Annotated in this window: 13 protein-coding genes; 11 read left to right on the top strand and 2 right to left on the bottom strand. The window is 61.2% G+C overall.

Features of this window, described 5'->3' with window-relative positions; all coding sequences use genetic code 11:
- The 11 genes from nuoE to GO606_RS18630 all read left to right on the top strand — a co-directional run bounded on the left by nuoE (window position 1) and on the right by GO606_RS18630 (window position 12,309).
- Window positions 1–480 carry an NADH-quinone oxidoreductase subunit NuoE gene (nuoE, locus tag GO606_RS18680; RefSeq protein WP_169116997.1) on the top strand — a complete coding sequence of 160 codons (480 nt, stop codon included), beginning with the start codon at window positions 1–3 and terminating at the stop codon, window positions 478–480.
- Entirely contained in the window at window positions 477–1,790 is a 1,314-nt protein-coding gene (gene nuoF / locus GO606_RS18675; protein WP_169117061.1) for an NADH-quinone oxidoreductase subunit NuoF, read from the top strand. The genes nuoE and nuoF overlap by 4 nt, the downstream gene beginning before the upstream one ends.
- Complete coding sequence (nuoG, locus tag GO606_RS18670; protein ID WP_169116998.1) at window positions 1,790–4,126, top strand: NADH-quinone oxidoreductase subunit NuoG; 2,337 nt, start codon at window positions 1,790–1,792, stop codon at window positions 4,124–4,126. Before nuoF ends, nuoG begins: the two co-directional genes overlap by 1 nt.
- Entirely contained in the window at window positions 4,126–5,175 is a 1,050-nt protein-coding gene (gene nuoH / locus GO606_RS18665; protein ID WP_169116999.1) for an NADH-quinone oxidoreductase subunit NuoH, read from the top strand. The genes nuoG and nuoH overlap by 1 nt, the downstream gene beginning before the upstream one ends.
- Window positions 5,176–5,185: 10 nt before the next feature.
- Window positions 5,186–5,671 (top strand): NADH-quinone oxidoreductase subunit NuoI, encoded by a 486-nt coding sequence (gene nuoI / locus GO606_RS18660; protein WP_169117000.1) that lies wholly within the window; start codon window positions 5,186–5,188, stop codon window positions 5,669–5,671.
- Window positions 5,672–5,704: 33 nt separating this feature from the next.
- Window positions 5,705–6,307, top strand: coding sequence for an NADH-quinone oxidoreductase subunit J (locus tag GO606_RS18655; RefSeq protein WP_169117001.1), 603 nt, complete (start codon window positions 5,705–5,707; stop codon window positions 6,305–6,307).
- Between the two features lie 43 nt (window positions 6,308–6,350).
- Window positions 6,351–6,656 carry an NADH-quinone oxidoreductase subunit NuoK gene (nuoK, locus tag GO606_RS18650; RefSeq protein ID WP_011238557.1) on the top strand — a complete coding sequence of 102 codons (306 nt, stop codon included), beginning with the start codon at window positions 6,351–6,353 and terminating at the stop codon, window positions 6,654–6,656.
- Window positions 6,657–6,668: 12 nt separating this feature from the next.
- On the top strand, window positions 6,669–8,690 hold the full coding sequence (gene nuoL / locus GO606_RS18645) for an NADH-quinone oxidoreductase subunit L (protein WP_169117002.1): 2,022 nt from the start codon (window positions 6,669–6,671) through the stop codon (window positions 8,688–8,690).
- Window positions 8,691–8,756: 66 nt separating this feature from the next.
- On the top strand, window positions 8,757–10,238 hold the full coding sequence (locus GO606_RS18640) for an NADH-quinone oxidoreductase subunit M (RefSeq protein WP_169117003.1): 1,482 nt from the start codon (window positions 8,757–8,759) through the stop codon (window positions 10,236–10,238).
- A 36-nt stretch (window positions 10,239–10,274) separates the two neighbouring features.
- A complete protein-coding gene (gene nuoN, locus GO606_RS18635) occupies window positions 10,275–11,744 on the top strand; it encodes an NADH-quinone oxidoreductase subunit NuoN (protein ID WP_169117004.1) in 1,470 nt (489 codons plus the stop codon).
- A complete protein-coding gene (locus tag GO606_RS18630) occupies window positions 11,722–12,309 on the top strand; it encodes an NUDIX domain-containing protein (RefSeq protein WP_169117005.1) in 588 nt (195 codons plus the stop codon). Before nuoN ends, GO606_RS18630 begins: the two co-directional genes overlap by 23 nt.
- Window positions 12,310–12,405: 96 nt before the next feature.
- Here the strand turns inward: GO606_RS18630 and GO606_RS18625 are convergent, their stop codons facing one another.
- A complete protein-coding gene (locus tag GO606_RS18625) occupies window positions 12,406–15,297 on the bottom strand; it encodes an adenosylcobalamin-dependent ribonucleoside-diphosphate reductase (RefSeq protein ID WP_169117006.1) in 2,892 nt (963 codons plus the stop codon).
- Between the two features lie 382 nt (window positions 15,298–15,679).
- A complete protein-coding gene (locus GO606_RS18620; RefSeq protein WP_246979736.1) occupies window positions 15,680–16,720 on the bottom strand; it encodes a cation diffusion facilitator family transporter in 1,041 nt (346 codons plus the stop codon).
- Between the last annotated feature and the right edge of the window lie 7 nt (window positions 16,721–16,727).

Here is a 16,727-nt window from a genome sequence, read left to right as displayed (position 1 = left end):
ATGCTGAGTCAGGAATCGCTACAACAGATCGATCGCGAGATCGCGAAATATCCGCCCGATCAGAAACAGTCGGCGGTAATGTCGGCGTTGCGCATCGCCCAGCTTGAAATGGGTTGGCTGGCGAAAGAGACGATCGAATTTGTCGCCGGCTATCTCGATATGCCGGCAATCGCTGCTTACGAGGTGGCGAGTTTCTACAACATGTACGATCTTCAGCCGGTGGGACGCCACAAGATCACGGTGTGCACCAACCTCCCGTGCGCCCTGTCGGGCGGTGTGCATGCGGCCGATTATGTCAAGCAGAAGCTCGGGATCGATTTCAACGAGACCACGCCGGACGGCAAATTCACCCTCAAGGAGGGTGAATGCATGGGGGCCTGTGGCGACGCTCCAGTGCTGCTGGTGAATAATCACCACATGTGCAGCTGGATGACGACGGAAAAGATCGATCAACTGCTGGCCGATCTGGAAGACAAATGAGCGCATGCGGACTTATTCTCGCCGGGGTCGACGGCGACCGTACCTGGCGGTTACAGGACTATCTCGGACGCGGTGGTTATTCCGCTCTGAAAAAAATCATCGCGGAAAAGATTCCGGCCGAAACGATCATCGCCGAATTGAAGGCTTCTTCGCTGCGCGGACGCGGGGGTGCGGGTTTTCCCACCGGACTCAAATGGAGCTTCATGCCGCGTTCATTCCCGGGAGCGAAATACCTCGCCTGTAATTCCGACGAGGGCGAGCCGGGCACTTTCAAGGACCGCGATATTCTTCGCTACAACCCGCACAGCGTCATCGAGGGCATGACGATCGCGGCGTATGCGATGGGATGCGAACGGGGCTACAACTACATCCACGGCGAGATTTTCGAGATCTACGAGCGCTTCGAGGAGGCGCTGGCCGAAGCGCGTGAAGCGGGCCTGCTCGGGCAGAAAATCCTGGGTTCGGATTTTTCGTTCGAATTGTTCGCGCACCACGGCTACGGTGCTTACATCTGCGGTGAAGAGACCGCGCTGCTCGAGTCGATCGAAGGCAAGAAAGGGCAGCCCCGCTTCAAGCCGCCCTTTCCGGCAAGCTATGGCCTTTACGGCAAGCCCACGACGATCAACAACACCGAAACATTCGCGTCGGTGCCGTTCATCGTCAATATGGGCGGCGAGAATTTTCTCAACCTCGGGAAGCCGAACAACGGCGGCACGAAGCTGTTCTCGATTTCGGGGCACGTCAATCGTCCGGGGAATTACGAGATCGGGATGGGCACTCCCTTTGCGGAGTTGCTTGAAATGGCGGGCGGAATGCGCGGCGGACGCAAGCTCAAGGCCGTGATTCCCGGCGGCTCGTCATCGCCTGTGCTGCCGGCAGCCGCGATGATGGACTGCACGATGGACTATGACTCCATCGCCAAGGCGGGCTCGATGCTCGGTTCAGGCGCGGTGATCGTCATGGACGAGACCACGTGCATGGTGAAGGCGCTCGAGCGCCTGTCGTATTTCTACTTCGAGGAATCCTGCGGGCAGTGCACGCCGTGCCGCGAGGGAACCGGTTGGCTTTATCGGGTGGTTCATCGGATCGAGAACGGGCTGGGACGTCGGGACGATCTCGATCTGCTCAACTCGGTGACCGGCAATATCATGGGACGCACCATTTGCGCCCTCGGTGATGCCGCGTCGATGCCGGTGCAGAGTTTTATCAAGCACTTCGGCTCGGAGTTCGAGTACCACATCGAAAACAAGAAATGTCTAGTGCCGCCCGAGGTTCAGTACCTGGGCAGCCAAATCTACGTGAGTCCGTGATGCTAGAGATCGAAATCGACGGCAAGCAGGTATCGGTCGAGGATGGCAGCACCGTGATGGATGCCGCGACCAAGATCGGTGCATACATTCCGCACTTCTGTTATCACAAGAAACTGTCCATCGCGGCAAATTGCCGCATGTGCCTCGTTCAGGTCGAAAAGGCGCCGAAGCCGCTGCCCGCGTGCGCGACTCCGGTCACCAACGGCATGAAGGTGTGGACGCGGTCGGACCAGGCGATCAAGGCGCAAAAGGGGGTGATGGAGTTTCTGCTCATCAACCACCCACTCGATTGCCCGATCTGCGATCAGGGCGGCGAGTGCCAGCTGCAGGATCTCGCAGTGGGTTACGGCGGCAGCCAGTCGCGCTACGAGGAAGAAAAGCGCGTCGTGTTCAACAAGAACCTCGGCCCGCTCGTGGCAACCGACATGACGCGTTGCATCAACTGCACACGCTGCGTGCGATTCACGACCGAAATTGCAGGCATGATGGAACTCGGCCAGGCATTTCGTGGCGAGCATGCGGAAATCATGCCGTTCATCGAAAAGACGCTGGACTCCGAACTGTCGGGCAACATCATCGACCTTTGCCCCGTCGGTGCACTGACGTCGAAGCCCTTCCGTTTCGCCGCGCGGACATGGGAGCTTTCCCGGCGCAAATCGATCAGCATGCACGATTCGCTCGGCTCGAACCTCGTCGTTCAGGTCAAACACGATATCGTCAAGCGTGTGCTGCCGCTCGAGAACGAGGCAATCAACGAGTGCTGGCTGTCCGACAAGGACCGTTTTTCGTATGAAGGCTTGAATAGCGAGGATCGCCTGACGGTCCCGATGATCAAGCAGGGTGGTGAGTGGAAAGAGGTCGCCTGGCAGGCGGCGCTCGAATTCGTCGCAAACGGCCTGCTCGCGACGGCGAAGGAGAATGGGCCGGCGACGATCGGCGCACTGGCATCGCCCCATTCGACCCTCGAAGAATTGCACCTGTTGCAGAAACTCGCGCGCACGCTCGGTACCGACAACATCGACTTCCGGCTGCGCCAGTGGGATTTCCGCGCGGACGGTCATCGGACGGGCGCTCCGTGGCTCGGGATGGCGATCTCCGAGGTCACGGAGCTGAACCGGCTGCTGATCATCGGCAGCTTCTTCCGCAAGGACGCGCCGCTGCTTGCGCAGCGCGTGCGCCAGGCGGCCAAGCGTGGGCTGCAGGTGAATGCGATTCATGCCGCGAGCGACGACTGGTTGTTGCCGGTCAAGAACCGGGCGCTGGTCGCCCCGTCGGCAATGGTCGGCATGCTGCTGCAGGTCGCGGGAGCTCTGGCGACCGAAAAAGGCCTGCCGGTCGCAGACGAAATCGCCCCCCTCGTGCCTGCGGAAATCTCGAGCGATGCGCGTGCCATCGCACAAAGTCTCGGCACTGGCGCTCGCGTCGCCGTGTGGTTGGGCAACTTTGCCGAACAGTCCGAGTTCGCTGCCGAACTGCAGGTCGTTGCACAGGAGATCGCCCGGTTGAGCGGCGGATCCCTGGGCTTCATCGGCGAAGCGGCAAACAGCGTCGGCGGGTATCTCGCAAAGGCGGCACCGATCGTCGGCGGGTTCAACGCCCGGCAGATGGTCGAGCAGCCTCTGAAATCCTATCTGCTGCTCAACGCCGAGCCGGATCTCGATTTTGCGAATCCTGTCGCGACGATGGCGGCGCTGCGCGGCGCGCGGCTAGTCGTAGCGCTGTCCGCATTCACGTCGCCCGCGCTGCGGTCCTGTGCAAACGTGCTGCTGCCGATTGCTCCCTTTACCGAAACGTCCGGCACGTTCGTCAATTGCGAGGGCAGTGCGCAGAACTTCAATGCCGTCGCGCGTCCGCGCGGCGAGGCTCGACCGGGCTGGAAAGTGCTTCGCGTTCTCGGCAACCTGCTCGAACTGGAAGGGTTCGACCAGAACGATTCCGAGGCGGTCGCCGCGGAAGTGCTGTCCACGGACGTCGCCGAGCGCTTGGGGAACGGCGTGTCGGGCGTTGAGCTTTCGGCGCGCCCTGCTGTTGCAGGCGGGCTGGAGCGGGTGAGCGACGTGCCAATCTATTTCGCCGATCCGCTGGTGCGCCGGTCGCCCCCGCTGCAGAAGACGCGGGATGCCGCGGCGCCGTCCGTTCGTGCGAGCGCGGCGACTTTGGCGCGCCTGGGATTCGAAGCAGGTGCGCGTGTTCGCGTGAAGCAGGGCGGAGCCGCTGAATTGACCGTGGTCGTCGATGAAAACGTTGCGGACAAGTGTGTTCGCATCGCGGCCGCTCACCCTGCGACCTCGGCCCTCGGCCCGATGTGCGGCGAAATCAGCCTGGAGCGTGTCTGATGGAAGCTTTGCTGGAACCCGTGGCGCAGTTGTTCGGGCCCGCATGGCCCGCAGTGTGGACGCTTGCGAAGATCGTCGCGATCATCGCACCGTTGATGATCTGCGTCGCGTATCTGACGCTGGCGGAGCGCAAGGTCATCGGCTACATGCAAGTCCGGATCGGACCGAACCGGGTCGGCCCGAAGGGACTGCTGCAGCCGATCGCCGACGGGATGAAACTCCTTTTCAAGGAAATCATCGTCCCGTCCGGCGCCAGCAAAGGGCTGTTCATTCTCGGCCCGATCCTGGCGATCGCGCCCTCGCTGGCAGCCTGGGCAGTGGTGCCGTTCGGTGACGGGATGGTGCTTGCCGATGTCAATGCGGGGTTGCTCTTCCTGCTGGCAATCACGTCGGTTGAAGTATATGGCGTGATTATTGCTGGCTGGGCATCGAACTCGAAGTACCCGTTCCTCGGCTCCATGCGTGCTGCGGCACAGATGGTGTCGTACGAAGTCGCGATGGGTTTCGCGCTGATTTGCGTGCTGTTGATATCGGCGAGCCTCAACCTCACTGACATCGTCCGCTCGCAGGGGCAGGGTCAATTCCACGAAATGGGGTTGTCGTTCCTGTCGTGGAACTGGATCCCGCTGTTTCCGATGTTCATCGTGTTCCTGATTTCGGGCATTGCCGAAACCAACCGCGCGCCGTTTGACGTCGTTGAAGGCGAGTCCGAAGTTGTGGCCGGCCACATGGTCGAGTATTCGGGCATGGCGTTCGCGCTGTTCTTCCTCGCCGAATACGCGAACATGATCCTGGTCTCGATCCTGACGTCGGTGCTGTTTGTCGGCGGCTGGCTGTCCCCGGTCAGTTTCCTGCCTGATGGGTTCTTCTGGCTGGCGTTGAAAACAGCATTTTTCCTGTTCGTGTTCCTGTGGGCGCGAGCAACGTTCCCGCGCTTCCGTTACGACCACATCATGCGGCTGGGCTGGAAGGTATTTATTCCCATCACCCTGGTGTGGGTGATCGTGGTGGCAGTGTGGATGATGTCGCCGCTGTCGATCTGGAAATGAGAGGCTGAAGATGGGTGCGAAGGATTACATCGGTAGCCTGTTCCTCACGGAACTGATCAAGGGCATGGCGCTGACCGGGCGTCACCTGTTTGCGCGCAAGATTACTGTGCAGTTCCCGGAGGAGAAGACGCCGGCGAGCCCGCGGTTCCGTGGATTGCACGCGCCGCGTCGCTATCCGAACGGAGAGGAGCGCTGCATTGCATGCAAGCTTTGTGAAGCGATCTGCCCGGCGCTGGCGATCACGATCGAATCCGAGCAGCGGGACGATGGATCGCGGCGCACCACGCGCTATGACATCGACCTCACCAAGTGCATCTTTTGCGGTTTCTGCGAGGAAGCGTGCCCGGTCGACGCGGTGGTTGAAACCCGCGTGTTCGAGTATCACGGTGAAAAACGCGGCGATCTCTACTACACGAAGCAGATGCTGCTTGCCGTGGGCGATCGTTATGAAGCACAGATCGCTGCCGATCGCGAAGCCGACGCCAAGTATCGCTAAGGGAGGGCGCTGACGGGCGCCACGATAAAGAAAATGGATTTCAAGACTTTCGTCTTCTACATTCTCGCCGCGATCATGGTCTTTGCCGCGCTGAGGGTCATTACGGCGCGGAACCCGGTGCAGGCAGCATTGTTTCTGGTGCTGGCGTTCTTCACGGCCGGCGGTATCTGGCTGTTGCTGGCGGCAGAATTTCTCGCAATTGTCCTCGTCATGGTGTACGTGGGCGCGGTGATGGTGCTGTTCCTGTTCGTCGTCATGATGCTGGACATCAACCTCGATCGGCTGCGACAGGGATTCTGGAGCTATCTGCCGGTCGGCGCGCTGATCGGGGTGCTGCTAGTGGTCGAAATGGCGCTGGTGCTCGGCGGGCGGTACTTCGGACTGGAAGCAATGCCCGAGCCGCCGGCGGCGCAGGCGGGATACAGCAACACACGGGAATTGGGGCGCTTGCTCTACACCGATTATGTGTATCCGTTCGAGCTGGCTTCGCTGTTGTTGCTCGTGGCGATGATCGTCGCGGTGACTCTGACGCTGCGCAAGCGCAAGGGCGTCCGCTATCTCAATCCGTCCGAACAGATTTCGATCAAGCGTGGCGATCGCGTCGAACTGATTTCGATGCCCGCCGAGAAAGAATAAGAACTGCTGCCGCTGTTAGGCCGATGCAATCAGGGAGTCATTGATGCTTTCGCTTTCCCACTATCTCGTTCTGGGCGCGATCCTGTTCGCGATCAGCGTGGTCGGGATTTTCCTCAACCGGAAGAACCTGATCGTCCTGCTGATGGCTATCGAGTTGATGTTGCTCGCGGTCAATCTGAACTTCATTGCCTTTTCGCATTATCTCGGCGACCTGGCAGGGCAGATTTTTGTTTTCTTCATTCTCACCGTGGCAGCAGCAGAATCGGCAATTGGTCTTGCGATTCTGGTGGTGTTGTTCCGCAATCTGCGGACGATCCATGTGGATGATCTCGACAGCCTCAAGGGTTAAGGAAGCGGCTCGATGACGGACATGCAAAAGCTTTATCTCCTGGTGCCGCTGGCACCGCTGGCCGGCGCACTCCTCGCCGGACTGTTCGGCAAGCTGATCGGACGCGCGGGCGCGCACATCGTCACGATCCTCGGCGTCGCAGTGGCGCTCGTGGCATCGGTGGTGATCTATCAGGATGTGCAGGCCGGGAATACGTTCAACGGAACCGTGTACACGTGGATGACGACCGGAAACCTGACCCTCGAGGTCGGCTTCCTGATCGACTCGCTGACCGTGATGATGATGCTTGTCGTGAGCTTCGTGTCGTTGATGGTGCATATCTACACCATCGGCTACATGCATGACGACCCTGGCTACCAGCGGTTCTTCAGCTATATCTCGCTGTTCACGTTCTCGATGCTGATGCTGGTCATGTCGAACAACTTTCTCCAGTTGTTCTTCGGCTGGGAAGCAGTGGGTCTCGTTTCGTACCTGCTTATCGGCTTCTGGTATGAGCGTCCGACCGCGATCTACGCGAACCTCAAGGCGTTCCTGGTCAACCGCGTGGGCGACTTCGGGTTCCTGCTCGGCATCGGCCTGATCGCCGCCTACGCTGGGAGCCTCGATTACGCCGAAGTATTCGCCAAGGCGGGCGAACTCGCCGCGCAGGACATGGCGGTTACAGGCTGGCCGCTGATCACCGCGATCTGCATCTGCCTGTTCATCGGCGCGATGGGCAAATCCGCGCAGGTCCCGCTGCATGTCTGGCTTCCCGATTCGATGGAAGGCCCGACACCGATTTCCGCGCTGATTCACGCGGCGACGATGGTGACGGCCGGGATTTTCATGGTCGCGCGCATGTCGCCGCTGTTCGAACTGTCGGACGTCGCGCTGTCGTTCGTGCTCGTGATCGGCGCGACCACCGCCCTGTTCATGGGTTTCCTCGGCATCGTCCAGAACGACATCAAGCGCGTCGTCGCGTACTCGACGCTCTCGCAACTGGGCTACATGACCGTCGCCCTGGGCGTCTCGGCGTATTCGGCGGCAGTGTTCCATCTGATGACGCACGCATTCTTCAAGGCGCTGCTGTTCCTCGGCGCCGGTTCGGTCATCATCGGCATGCATCACGATCAGGACATGCGCAACATGGGCGGCCTGTGGAAGTACATGCCCGTGACCTGGTTCACGTCGCTGCTGGGGTCGCTCGCGCTGATCGGCTTTCCGTTCTTCGCGGGTTTCTATTCGAAGGACTCGATCATCGAGGCGGTGCATGCTTCGACGATTCCGGGTGCCGGCTACGCGCTGTTCTGTGTGCTGTTCGGTGTCTTCATCACCGCATTTTATTCGTTCCGCATGTATTTCCTTGTTTTCCACGGCAAGGAGCGGTTCGGCAACAACCATGGACACCATGAGCATGTCGGCGATCATGACGACGAGGAACCGTCGACCGATCACCATCATGGCCTGGCCCCCGGACAGAAGCCTCACGAGTCGCCGTGGGTCGTCACGCTGCCGCTGGTGCTGCTCGCGATTCCGTCGGTCGTGATCGGGTTCTTCACGATCGAGCCGATGCTGTTCGGAGAATGGTTCAAGGGCGTGATTCACGTCGGCGCCAACCACGTCGGTCTGTCCGAACTGGCTGAGAACTTCCACGGGCCGGTGGCCATGGCGATCCACGGGCTGCAGACCGCGCCGTTCTGGCTCGCGATGGGCGGCGTCGGGCTCGCATGGTTCTTCTATATGGTGCGCCCGGACATTCCGGCGGCGATACAGCGCACCTTCCAGCCGCTGCATGCGCTGCTCGAGAACAAGTATTTCTTCGATCGTTTCAACGAAATCGTTTTTGCCGGCGGCTCGCGACAACTCGGCAAGGGATTATGGAAGGGCGGCGACCAGGGGTTGATCGACGGAATTGCGGTGAACGGGACCGCCAGGCTGGTCGGCTGGGTCGCACAGATCAGCCGGCTGTTCCAGACCGGGCACCTCTACCAGTACGCGTTCGCAATGATCATCGGGGTCTTCATCCTGCTCACCTTCTGGTTCAATCTCGGTTGAACGGGTCGGAACAGTGAATAACGATAAACGCGCGTCGGTCGTCGACGCACTTGACGGAAAGTAACGATGACGGGTTTGCCATTCCTGAGCCTTGCGATCTGGGTACCGATCCTGGGGGGGTTGCTCGTGCTAGCGACCGGGTCGGATCGTAATGCGCCGCTGGCGCGATTCTTGGCCATGCTGGTCGCCATTGCCGGTTTCCTCGTGACGTTGCCGCTGTACTCGCAGTTCGACGCGAGTACCAGCGCGATGCAGTTCGTCGAGATCCTGCCGTGGATTCCGCGCTTCAACATCAATTACCACCTCGGGGTCGACGGAATTTCGGTCCTGTTCATCCTGTTGAACGCGTTCATCACGATCATGGTGGTGATCGCGGGATGGCAGGTGATCCGGGAGAAGGTGGCGCAGTACATGGCTGCCTTCCTGATCATGTCGGGCCTGATGAACGGCATCTTCTCGGCACTGGACGCCGTGCTGTTCTACACGTTCTTCGAGGCTTCGCTGATCCCGCTGTATCTGGTCATCGGGATCTGGGGCGGCGCGAACCGGGTGTACGCAGCGATCAAGTTCTTCCTCTATACGCTGCTCGGCTCGCTGCTGATGCTGATTGCGTTGCTGTATCTGTTCATGGAGGCCGGTGGCAGTTTCAACATTCTCGACTGGCACCAGCTGCCGCTCGGGATGGGGCCGCAGACGCTGATTTTCTGGGCCTTCCTCATCGCGTTCGCGGTGAAGGTGCCGATGTGGCCGGTTCATACGTGGCTGCCCGATGCGCACGTCGAGGCGCCGACCGGGGGTTCCGTGGTGCTGGCGGCAATCGCGCTGAAGCTTGGTGCGTACGGTTTCCTGCGTTTTTCGCTGCCAATCGTCCCAGACGCGGCCCAGGCGATGGCACCGATGATGATTACGCTGTCACTGATAGCGGTGGTCTATATCGGCTTCGTCGCCCTCGTGCAGACGGACATGAAGAAGCTCGTCGCGTACTCGTCGATCTCGCACATGGGTTTCGTCACGCTCGGGTTCTTCATGTTCAACACCATCGGCCTCGAGGGCGCGCTGGTGCAGATGATTTCGCACGGCTTCGTCTCGGGCGCGATGTTCCTTTGCATCGGCGTGCTTTACGACCGCATGCACTCGCGCAACATCGCCGATTACGGCGGGGTGGTGAAGGTGATGCCGAAGTTCGCCGCATTCTTCATGCTGTTTGCGATGGCCAATGCCGGGTTGCCCGGTACCAGCGGCTTCGTCGGCGAGTTCATGGTCGTTCTCGGTGCGGTGCAGTTCAATTTCTGGGTCGCGTTTGCGGCAGCGATTACGCTGATTCTCGGCGCCGCATACACCCTCTGGATGTACAAGCGCGTGATGTTCGGCGTGGTCGGCAACAGCCATGTGGCGCAGCTGAATGATATCGACGGGCGAGAGTTCGCGTTCCTCGGGGTTCTGGCTCTGTGCGTGCTGGCAATGGGCTTGTATCCATATCCCTTTACCGAAGTCATGCATGCTTCGGTCAATGAACTCCTGCGGCACGTTGCCGTAAGCAAGCTCTAATCGAGCGGGCGAGACTTTTTTCGGACTGGTCAGAAGATGAATTTTGTTATTCCCGACTTCTACCCCGCGGCGGCCGAGATTTTTGTTGCCGTGATGGCGCTCATCATCATGATGGCGACGACCTTTGCGCGGCGGATTGCACGCGGTCTGGCCTACTATCTGACCCAGACGACCCTGGTCGTCGCCGCGTTGATCACGATTGGGACGATGGACGGTCAGGTCACGTTGACTTTCAGCAACATGTTCATTTCAGACCTGATGGGGGATTTCCTGAAGGTCATGATCTACTTCACCGTCGCGATCGCCCTGCTGTACGGGCGAGGCTACCTCGCCGACCGCAACATCGATCGCCCCGAATACTATCTGCTCACGCTGCTGATGACGCTCGGCATGATGGTGATGGTCACGTCGAACCACATGTTGTCGCTGTACATCGGACTGGAGATGATGTCGCTGTCGCTCTACGGGATGGTGGCGTTCGACCGCGAGTCGGCTCGCTCGACCGAAGCGGCGATGAAGTATTTCGTGCTCGGCGCGCTCGCGTCCGGGCTGCTGCTGTACGGCATGTCGATGGTTTATGGCGCGACCGGCAGCCTCGAGTTCTCGGGGATCGCGCAGTCGATCTATCACCAGGCCGCAAACAAGACCGTGCTGTTGTTCGGCGTGGTGTTCCTGGTCGCGGGAATCGCATTCAAGCTGGGGGTGGTGCCTTTCCACATGTGGGTGCCCGACGTCTATCAAGGCGCCCCGACCGCCGTGACGCTGATGATCTCGTCGGCACCGAAGCTTGCCGCGTTTGCCATGACGATGCGGTTGCTGGTGTATGGCCTGTTCGAACTGGCAGAACAGTGGCAGTCGATGCTGATGTTCCTCGCCGTGCTGTCGATCATTCTAGGCAACTTCGCGGCGATCGCCCAGTCGAGCATCAAGCGGATGCTGGCGTATTCGGGCATTTCGCACATGGGCTTCGTGCTGCTGGGCCTGCTTTCCGGCGTGGTGGAGGGCGACCGCCATTTCGCACTCAACGCCTACAGTTCGGCGATGTTCTACGCCGTGTCGTACGTGATCATGAGCCTTGCCTCGTTCGGAATGGTGATCCTGCTGTCGCGTGCGGGGTTCGAAGCCGAGAATATCGACGACTTCAAGGGGCTGAACAAGCGTAGTTCGTGGTTCGCCGCAATGATGATGATCGTCATGTTCTCGATGGCGGGCATTCCGTTCTTCATCGGGTTCTTCGCGAAACTGTCCGTGCTCCAGGCGGTCGTCGCAGCGGGCTATGTGTGGCTCGCCGTGCTGGCTGTGGTGATGTCGGTGATCGGTGCGTATTACTACCTGCGCGTCGTGAAGGTCATGTATTTCGACGAACCCACCGACTCCGCGCCGATCCGTGCTCCGGCCGAAGTACGCGTGATGCTTTCGGCCAACGGTCTGGCGATCGCGGTACTCGGCCTGCTGCCCCAGGGGCTGATGTCGGTCTGCGCCTATGCGTTGCTCGCCTCCCTCTGAGCGGGACCCGCTCGAAGAACTCGAACTCGACTCCGAGCCGGTTTTCGAGGGGGCGTTGCTGAAAGTCCGACGCGATCGGGTCAGGCTGCCCGACGGGGCGGAATCGATGCGCGAATATGTGCGGCATCCCGGTGCGGTGGTGGTACTTGCGGTGCTTCCCGACGGCAGGCTGCTGTTCGAGCGCCAGTATCGCTACCCGCTTCGGCGTGCTTTTCTCGAACTGCCGGCCGGAAAGATCGATGCCGGCGAAGACCTGCTGAGTTGTGCTTGCCGGGAACTGCGGGAAGAGACCGGCTACGAGGCGGACGAATGGCAGTATCTGGGTGTGATGCACCCGTGCATCGGTTATTCGGACGAACGCATCGAGATTTTTCTCGCGCGCGGCCTCTCGCATGTCGGGGATGCCCTGGACGACGGTGAATTTCTCGAGGTCCTGACCCTTTCCGTCGAGGAGGCGCTGGAGGCTGCGCAGGACGGACGCATCACGGACGGCAAGAGCATCGTTGCGCTGTTCCGTGGCTTTCGCGCGCTGGGTCTGGCGGTGGGGCCGGCTGGCGGCAGCTGAACGGTTTCGAGGCAAGGCGTGCCTCGCTTTGCCTCTTGCTGTTTTCCGATGAACAAAAGCCCGCGATTTTCCAGTCGCGGGCTTTTGTTTGGCTCCTCAGCCGCAGGTCCCGACGGCACCGCAGGCGGTACAGAAATCGCAGCCGTCCTTGCGGATCACCGAATAATTCCCGCATTCGGCGCACAACGCGCCCTGCATGACTTTCGGGTCGCTGTTCTCGCGTGGCGCCTCGAGAATCCCCATCTCGCGCACCGGATAACCCTTTTCGTCGAGAACGCCGAGCATCGCGTAGCGGTGGATGATCAGCCGCGCCATGTACGCAACGGTGCTCGGGTAGTTCTGTTGGCGCTTCGTCCCGGGCACGAACGCCATGAAGTCACCGAGGGGTTCCGGGTAGTTCAGCAGCTTGCGCAGCTTCATGCCAATCCACGCCGGGTCCATGACCCGCATGTCGAGCGACAGGATACGGGTCAGCCCGTCGAGCGCGCGGGGGTAATTGCCCGAGAGCCACAGCGAGTACGGCCGGGTGACGCCCACCGAGAAGTCGTCCTGGGCCGGTAGCGTGATCTCCTTCATCCCGAGTACAAAGTCTTCGCCGGTAGCAGGGTTCTGGATGTCGACAGTCCAGGACAGCGTGCCATCGGTGCCGGTCTTCGGCTCCTGCAGGCTGAACAGCGTATCGAGCACCGGGGTCGGTCCCTCGACGGCGAGCGCGCCGAGGCGCTCGCAACGATAGCGCACGACTTGGGCGAAGGCGGAGACGACACCCGGGAAGAGTTTTTTCTCGCCGTGGGGCGGGAACGGCATCTCGAACGATTTTTCGCCGATCGTCATGGCCAGCGTTTCGAGCTTCAGCTTCAGCCAGCCATGGTCGTTGGTGCGCATGTCCATCGACAGCGTCTTGGCGACTGCGCCAAGTCCGCGCGGCTGGTCGGCGCCATTGACCCAGACCTCGAACGGGAAGCCGCCGACGCCTTGGGTTTCGGTTTCGATGTGGCCGACGAACAGCGCGAATTCACCTTGCGGCGTGCCGAGCATGTAGGTCCACGCGAGGTTGCCGTCGGGCAATTCAGGGCGGCCGGGCCAGCGCAGGCTCGACAGCACCGGGGCAGGCAGGCTCTTGATCGCCAAGCGCTTGTTCGGGCCGGAAAATTCAATGTCCTGCGGCTGCTTCGGGCCGGCGGATGGCGTCACCGACAGCACCGAACCGAGCACTGAGTTCGGGCGATAGGTCGCAAGACCCTTGAGACCGGCCTTCCACGCGGAAAGGTAGAGGTCCTCGAACTCCGCATACGGGTAGTCTTCGGGCACGTTCACCGTCTTCGAGATCGACGTGTCAACGTACGGGGCGACCGCTGCGACCATGTCCTTGTGCGCCTGGGCGGAAATTTCGAGCGCGGTGACGAAATAGGGCGGGAGCTCGTCGACGTTGCCGCCGAGGTGCTTGAAGAGCCGCCACGCGTAGTCCTCGACCGCGTATTCCTTGTAGGTCCCGTCGGCCATGCGCTTGCGGCGCGTGTAGGTGTAGGAGAACGGCGGCTCGATGCCGTTCGACGCGTTGTCGGCAAAAGCGAGCGAGATCGTACCAGTCGGGGCGATCGAGAGAAGATGGGAATTGCGCAGCCCGTGCTTGCGTATCCGGTCCTTGACGTCGGCGGGCAGGCGCGATGCGAAGTTGCCGCCGGACAGGTACAGATCGGCGTTGAACAGCGGGAAAGCGCCACGCTCCTTCGCAAGCTCGATCGACGCGAGGTAGGCTCGGTCCCGCATGTACTCCGAGATCTTCGTCGCCACGGCGCGCGCTTCGGGCGAATCGTAGCGCTTGCACAGCATGATCAGGGCGTCGCCAAGTCCCGTGAAGCCGAGGCCGACGCGCCGTTTCGACTGCGCTTCGTTTTCCTGTTGCGGCAGCGGCCAGTGCGTGACATCGAGCACGTTGTCGAGCATACGGATCGCGACGTCGACGACCTTGCCGAACGCCGGGTAATCGAATTCCGCCTTGTCCGTGAAGGGGTGCTTCACGAACGGCGTGAGGTTGATCGAACCGAGGTCGCAGCAGCCGTACGGCGGCAGGGGCTGTTCGGCGCAAGGGTTGGTCGCCTCGATCGTCTCGCAGTAGTGAAGGTTGTTGTCCTGGTTCATCCGGTCGAGAAACAGGATTCCCGGCTCGGCGTGGTCGTACGTCGAACGCATGATCTGGTCCCACAGTTCGCGCGCGGGCAGCTTGCGGTAGACCCACAGGCCGTCGTCACGCTGGTAGGCGCCGGCCGCCTTCAGCTCCTCGATCGGCTCGGCTTTGTGCGCAAGTTCGACGTCGGTATCGGTGTCGACGGCTTTCATGAATGCGTCGGTCACGCCCACCGAGATGTTGAAGTTGGTCAGGTCGCCATGATCCTTGGCGTGGATGAATTCCTCGATGTCCGGATGGTCGCAGCGCAGCACGCCCATCTGCGCACCACGACGGGCACCTGCCGATTCGACGGTTTCGCACGAACGATCGAACACGCGCATGTAGGACACCGGGCCGGAGGCATTCGAAAGCGTGCCCCGGACCAGCGCGCCCTTGGGCCGGATGCTGGAAAAGTCGTAGCCGACGCCGCCGCCGCGACGCATCGTTTCTGCTGCCTGCGCAAGGGCGGTGTAGATCCCGGGGCGTCCATCGACCGCTTCGGTCACCGAATCCCCGACCGGCTGGACGAAGCAGTTGATCAGCGTTGCCTGAAGGTTCGTTCCGGCAGCGCTGTTGATGCGGCCGGCGGGCACGAAGCCTTTTTCCTGGGCTTCGAGAAATTTCGCTTCCCAGTGTGCGCGCTTGTCTTCGGCTTCGACAATCGCCAGCGCACGTGCCACCCGTGCGCGCACTTCGCCCACGCTCTGTTCGTCACCCTTGGCGTATTTTTCGACCAGGACTTCACCAGAAATCTCCTGCGGCGCCAGCGTGGATACGTCGGTCTTGCCCTTGGCCTGATGATGGATAGCGATGCTCATGGTCTTTTTTGGAGTGGTCTGAAGGTGGCCGAAGAATAGCGTGTAAAGGCCGATAAGGCAAAAAATTAAAAATATTTATAAAACAAGTACTTAACGTTTATTGCAGTATGTCAACAGCGACATTTGCACTAGATGTAGTAGGTTCTGCAGGGCCGTTTTCGCCCGATTCCACGTCCCGCAAGGGTCTTGCGCGGTTCGTGCGGGAAGGGCGACGGAGACCTGATGAAAAGAATTCCTGTCGCCCCGACGTCCGGCGGGAAGCGAAAGAGCGGCGACCGTCTTGCCGACACGGAAGCACCGGGGTGATCCAGTTTGCAACGTGGTCCGGGCAGTTGCCCGATCCGGCGGATCGTCGCGAGGCGCCCGTTCCCCGGCCGGCGAATCACGTCTCCGTTGCGCCGCGCGGTCCGGGGGAAGCGCCCGCTGGAGACTTGAGCCCCGGGTGGCGCAATGAAAATGTGACGATCTGGCCCGGCAAGGGTTCAGGCTGGAGCGTCGCATGGCCGATGCCGAACTGGTCGGCGAGGAGCCGTTGCAGCGCAACGAGGGCTGTCGGCCACGCTTGCCACGAGTGCAGGACAACATGCGCCGAAAGTGCGACATGGTTCGAGTCCAGGCTCCACACGTGCAGGTCGTGAATCGAATGCACTCCTTCGACTTCCGCCATCGCGTGGCCGATCGCGACCAGTGAGAGATTGTCGGGCACGCCTTCGAGCAGTGTGTGCGTCGCCACACGAAGCAATTTCAGCGTCGAGGCGAGGATCAGCCCGCAGATCAGCATCGACAGCAGGGGGTCGGCCGGGTACCAGCCGGTGTAATGGATCACGATCCCGGACGCGAGCGCGGCGACAGAACCGAGCAGATCGCCGAGTACATGAAGCAGCGCGGCGCGCGTGTTCAGATCGCCTTCGCCGTGCGACAGCCTCCACGCGACGATCACGTTGACCGCCAGTCCCAGCGCCGCGACGCCGATCACGGTGCCGGCCTGCACCGGGTGCGGCGTGATCAGGCGCTCGATCGCGTGCCACGCGATCAACGCCACGACGAACAGCATGAACAGTCCGTTGAGCATCCCGGCGAGAGTCTCGACGCGGCGCAGCCCATACGTGTGGCGGGCGCTGGAGGGACGGCGGGCCAGCATGCTCGCCGCGGTCGCCAGTGCCAGGGCGAGGCTGTCGGTAAGCATGTGTCCGGCATCCCCGAGCAGCGCCAGCGAACCTGACCACCAGCCTGCCACGGCCTCGACTGCCGCAAAGCTCAGGGTCATCGCGAGCGCCCAGGGCAAGGCGCGGTTGGGGCGCCCGTCGCGGTGGAGGGCCTCGCCGTGGCCGTGATGCGCGTGGTCGTGGATCGCCGTCATCCTGTTCGTGGTCGTCGAAAGGTGCCCGCCGCGTTCCCGTGCGGGGATGCCTACAATGAACATGTTCCGT

Origin of the sequence: Aromatoleum anaerobium, assembly GCF_012910705.2 — a bacterium.
Classification (GTDB): Bacteria; Pseudomonadota; Gammaproteobacteria; order Burkholderiales; family Rhodocyclaceae; genus Aromatoleum; species Aromatoleum anaerobium.
This window is presented reverse-complemented; position numbering and strand designations above follow the sequence as displayed.

Coding starts and splice junctions, on each gene's coding strand:
- nuoG (WP_169116998.1), top strand. CDS start 1,790: ATGCTAGAGATCGAAATCGACGGCAAGCAGGTATCGGTCGAGGATGGC.
- nuoL (WP_169117002.1), top strand. CDS start 6,669: ATGACGGACATGCAAAAGCTTTATCTCCTGGTGCCGCTGGCACCGCTG.
- GO606_RS18640 (WP_169117003.1), top strand. CDS start 8,757: ATGACGGGTTTGCCATTCCTGAGCCTTGCGATCTGGGTACCGATCCTG.
- nuoF (WP_169117061.1), top strand. CDS start 477: ATGAGCGCATGCGGACTTATTCTCGCCGGGGTCGACGGCGACCGTACC.
- GO606_RS18625 (WP_169117006.1), bottom strand. CDS start 15,297: ATGAGCATCGCTATCCATCATCAGGCCAAGGGCAAGACCGACGTATCC.
- nuoH (WP_169116999.1), top strand. CDS start 4,126: ATGGAAGCTTTGCTGGAACCCGTGGCGCAGTTGTTCGGGCCCGCATGG.
- GO606_RS18620 (WP_246979736.1), bottom strand. CDS start 16,720: ATGTTCATTGTAGGCATCCCCGCACGGGAACGCGGCGGGCACCTTTCG.
- GO606_RS18630 (WP_169117005.1), top strand. CDS start 11,722: ATGCGTTGCTCGCCTCCCTCTGAGCGGGACCCGCTCGAAGAACTCGAA.
- nuoK (WP_011238557.1), top strand. CDS start 6,351: ATGCTTTCGCTTTCCCACTATCTCGTTCTGGGCGCGATCCTGTTCGCG.
- GO606_RS18655 (WP_169117001.1), top strand. CDS start 5,705: ATGGATTTCAAGACTTTCGTCTTCTACATTCTCGCCGCGATCATGGTC.
- nuoE (WP_169116997.1), top strand. CDS start 1: ATGCTGAGTCAGGAATCGCTACAACAGATCGATCGCGAGATCGCGAAA.
- nuoN (WP_169117004.1), top strand. CDS start 10,275: ATGAATTTTGTTATTCCCGACTTCTACCCCGCGGCGGCCGAGATTTTT.
- nuoI (WP_169117000.1), top strand. CDS start 5,186: ATGGGTGCGAAGGATTACATCGGTAGCCTGTTCCTCACGGAACTGATC.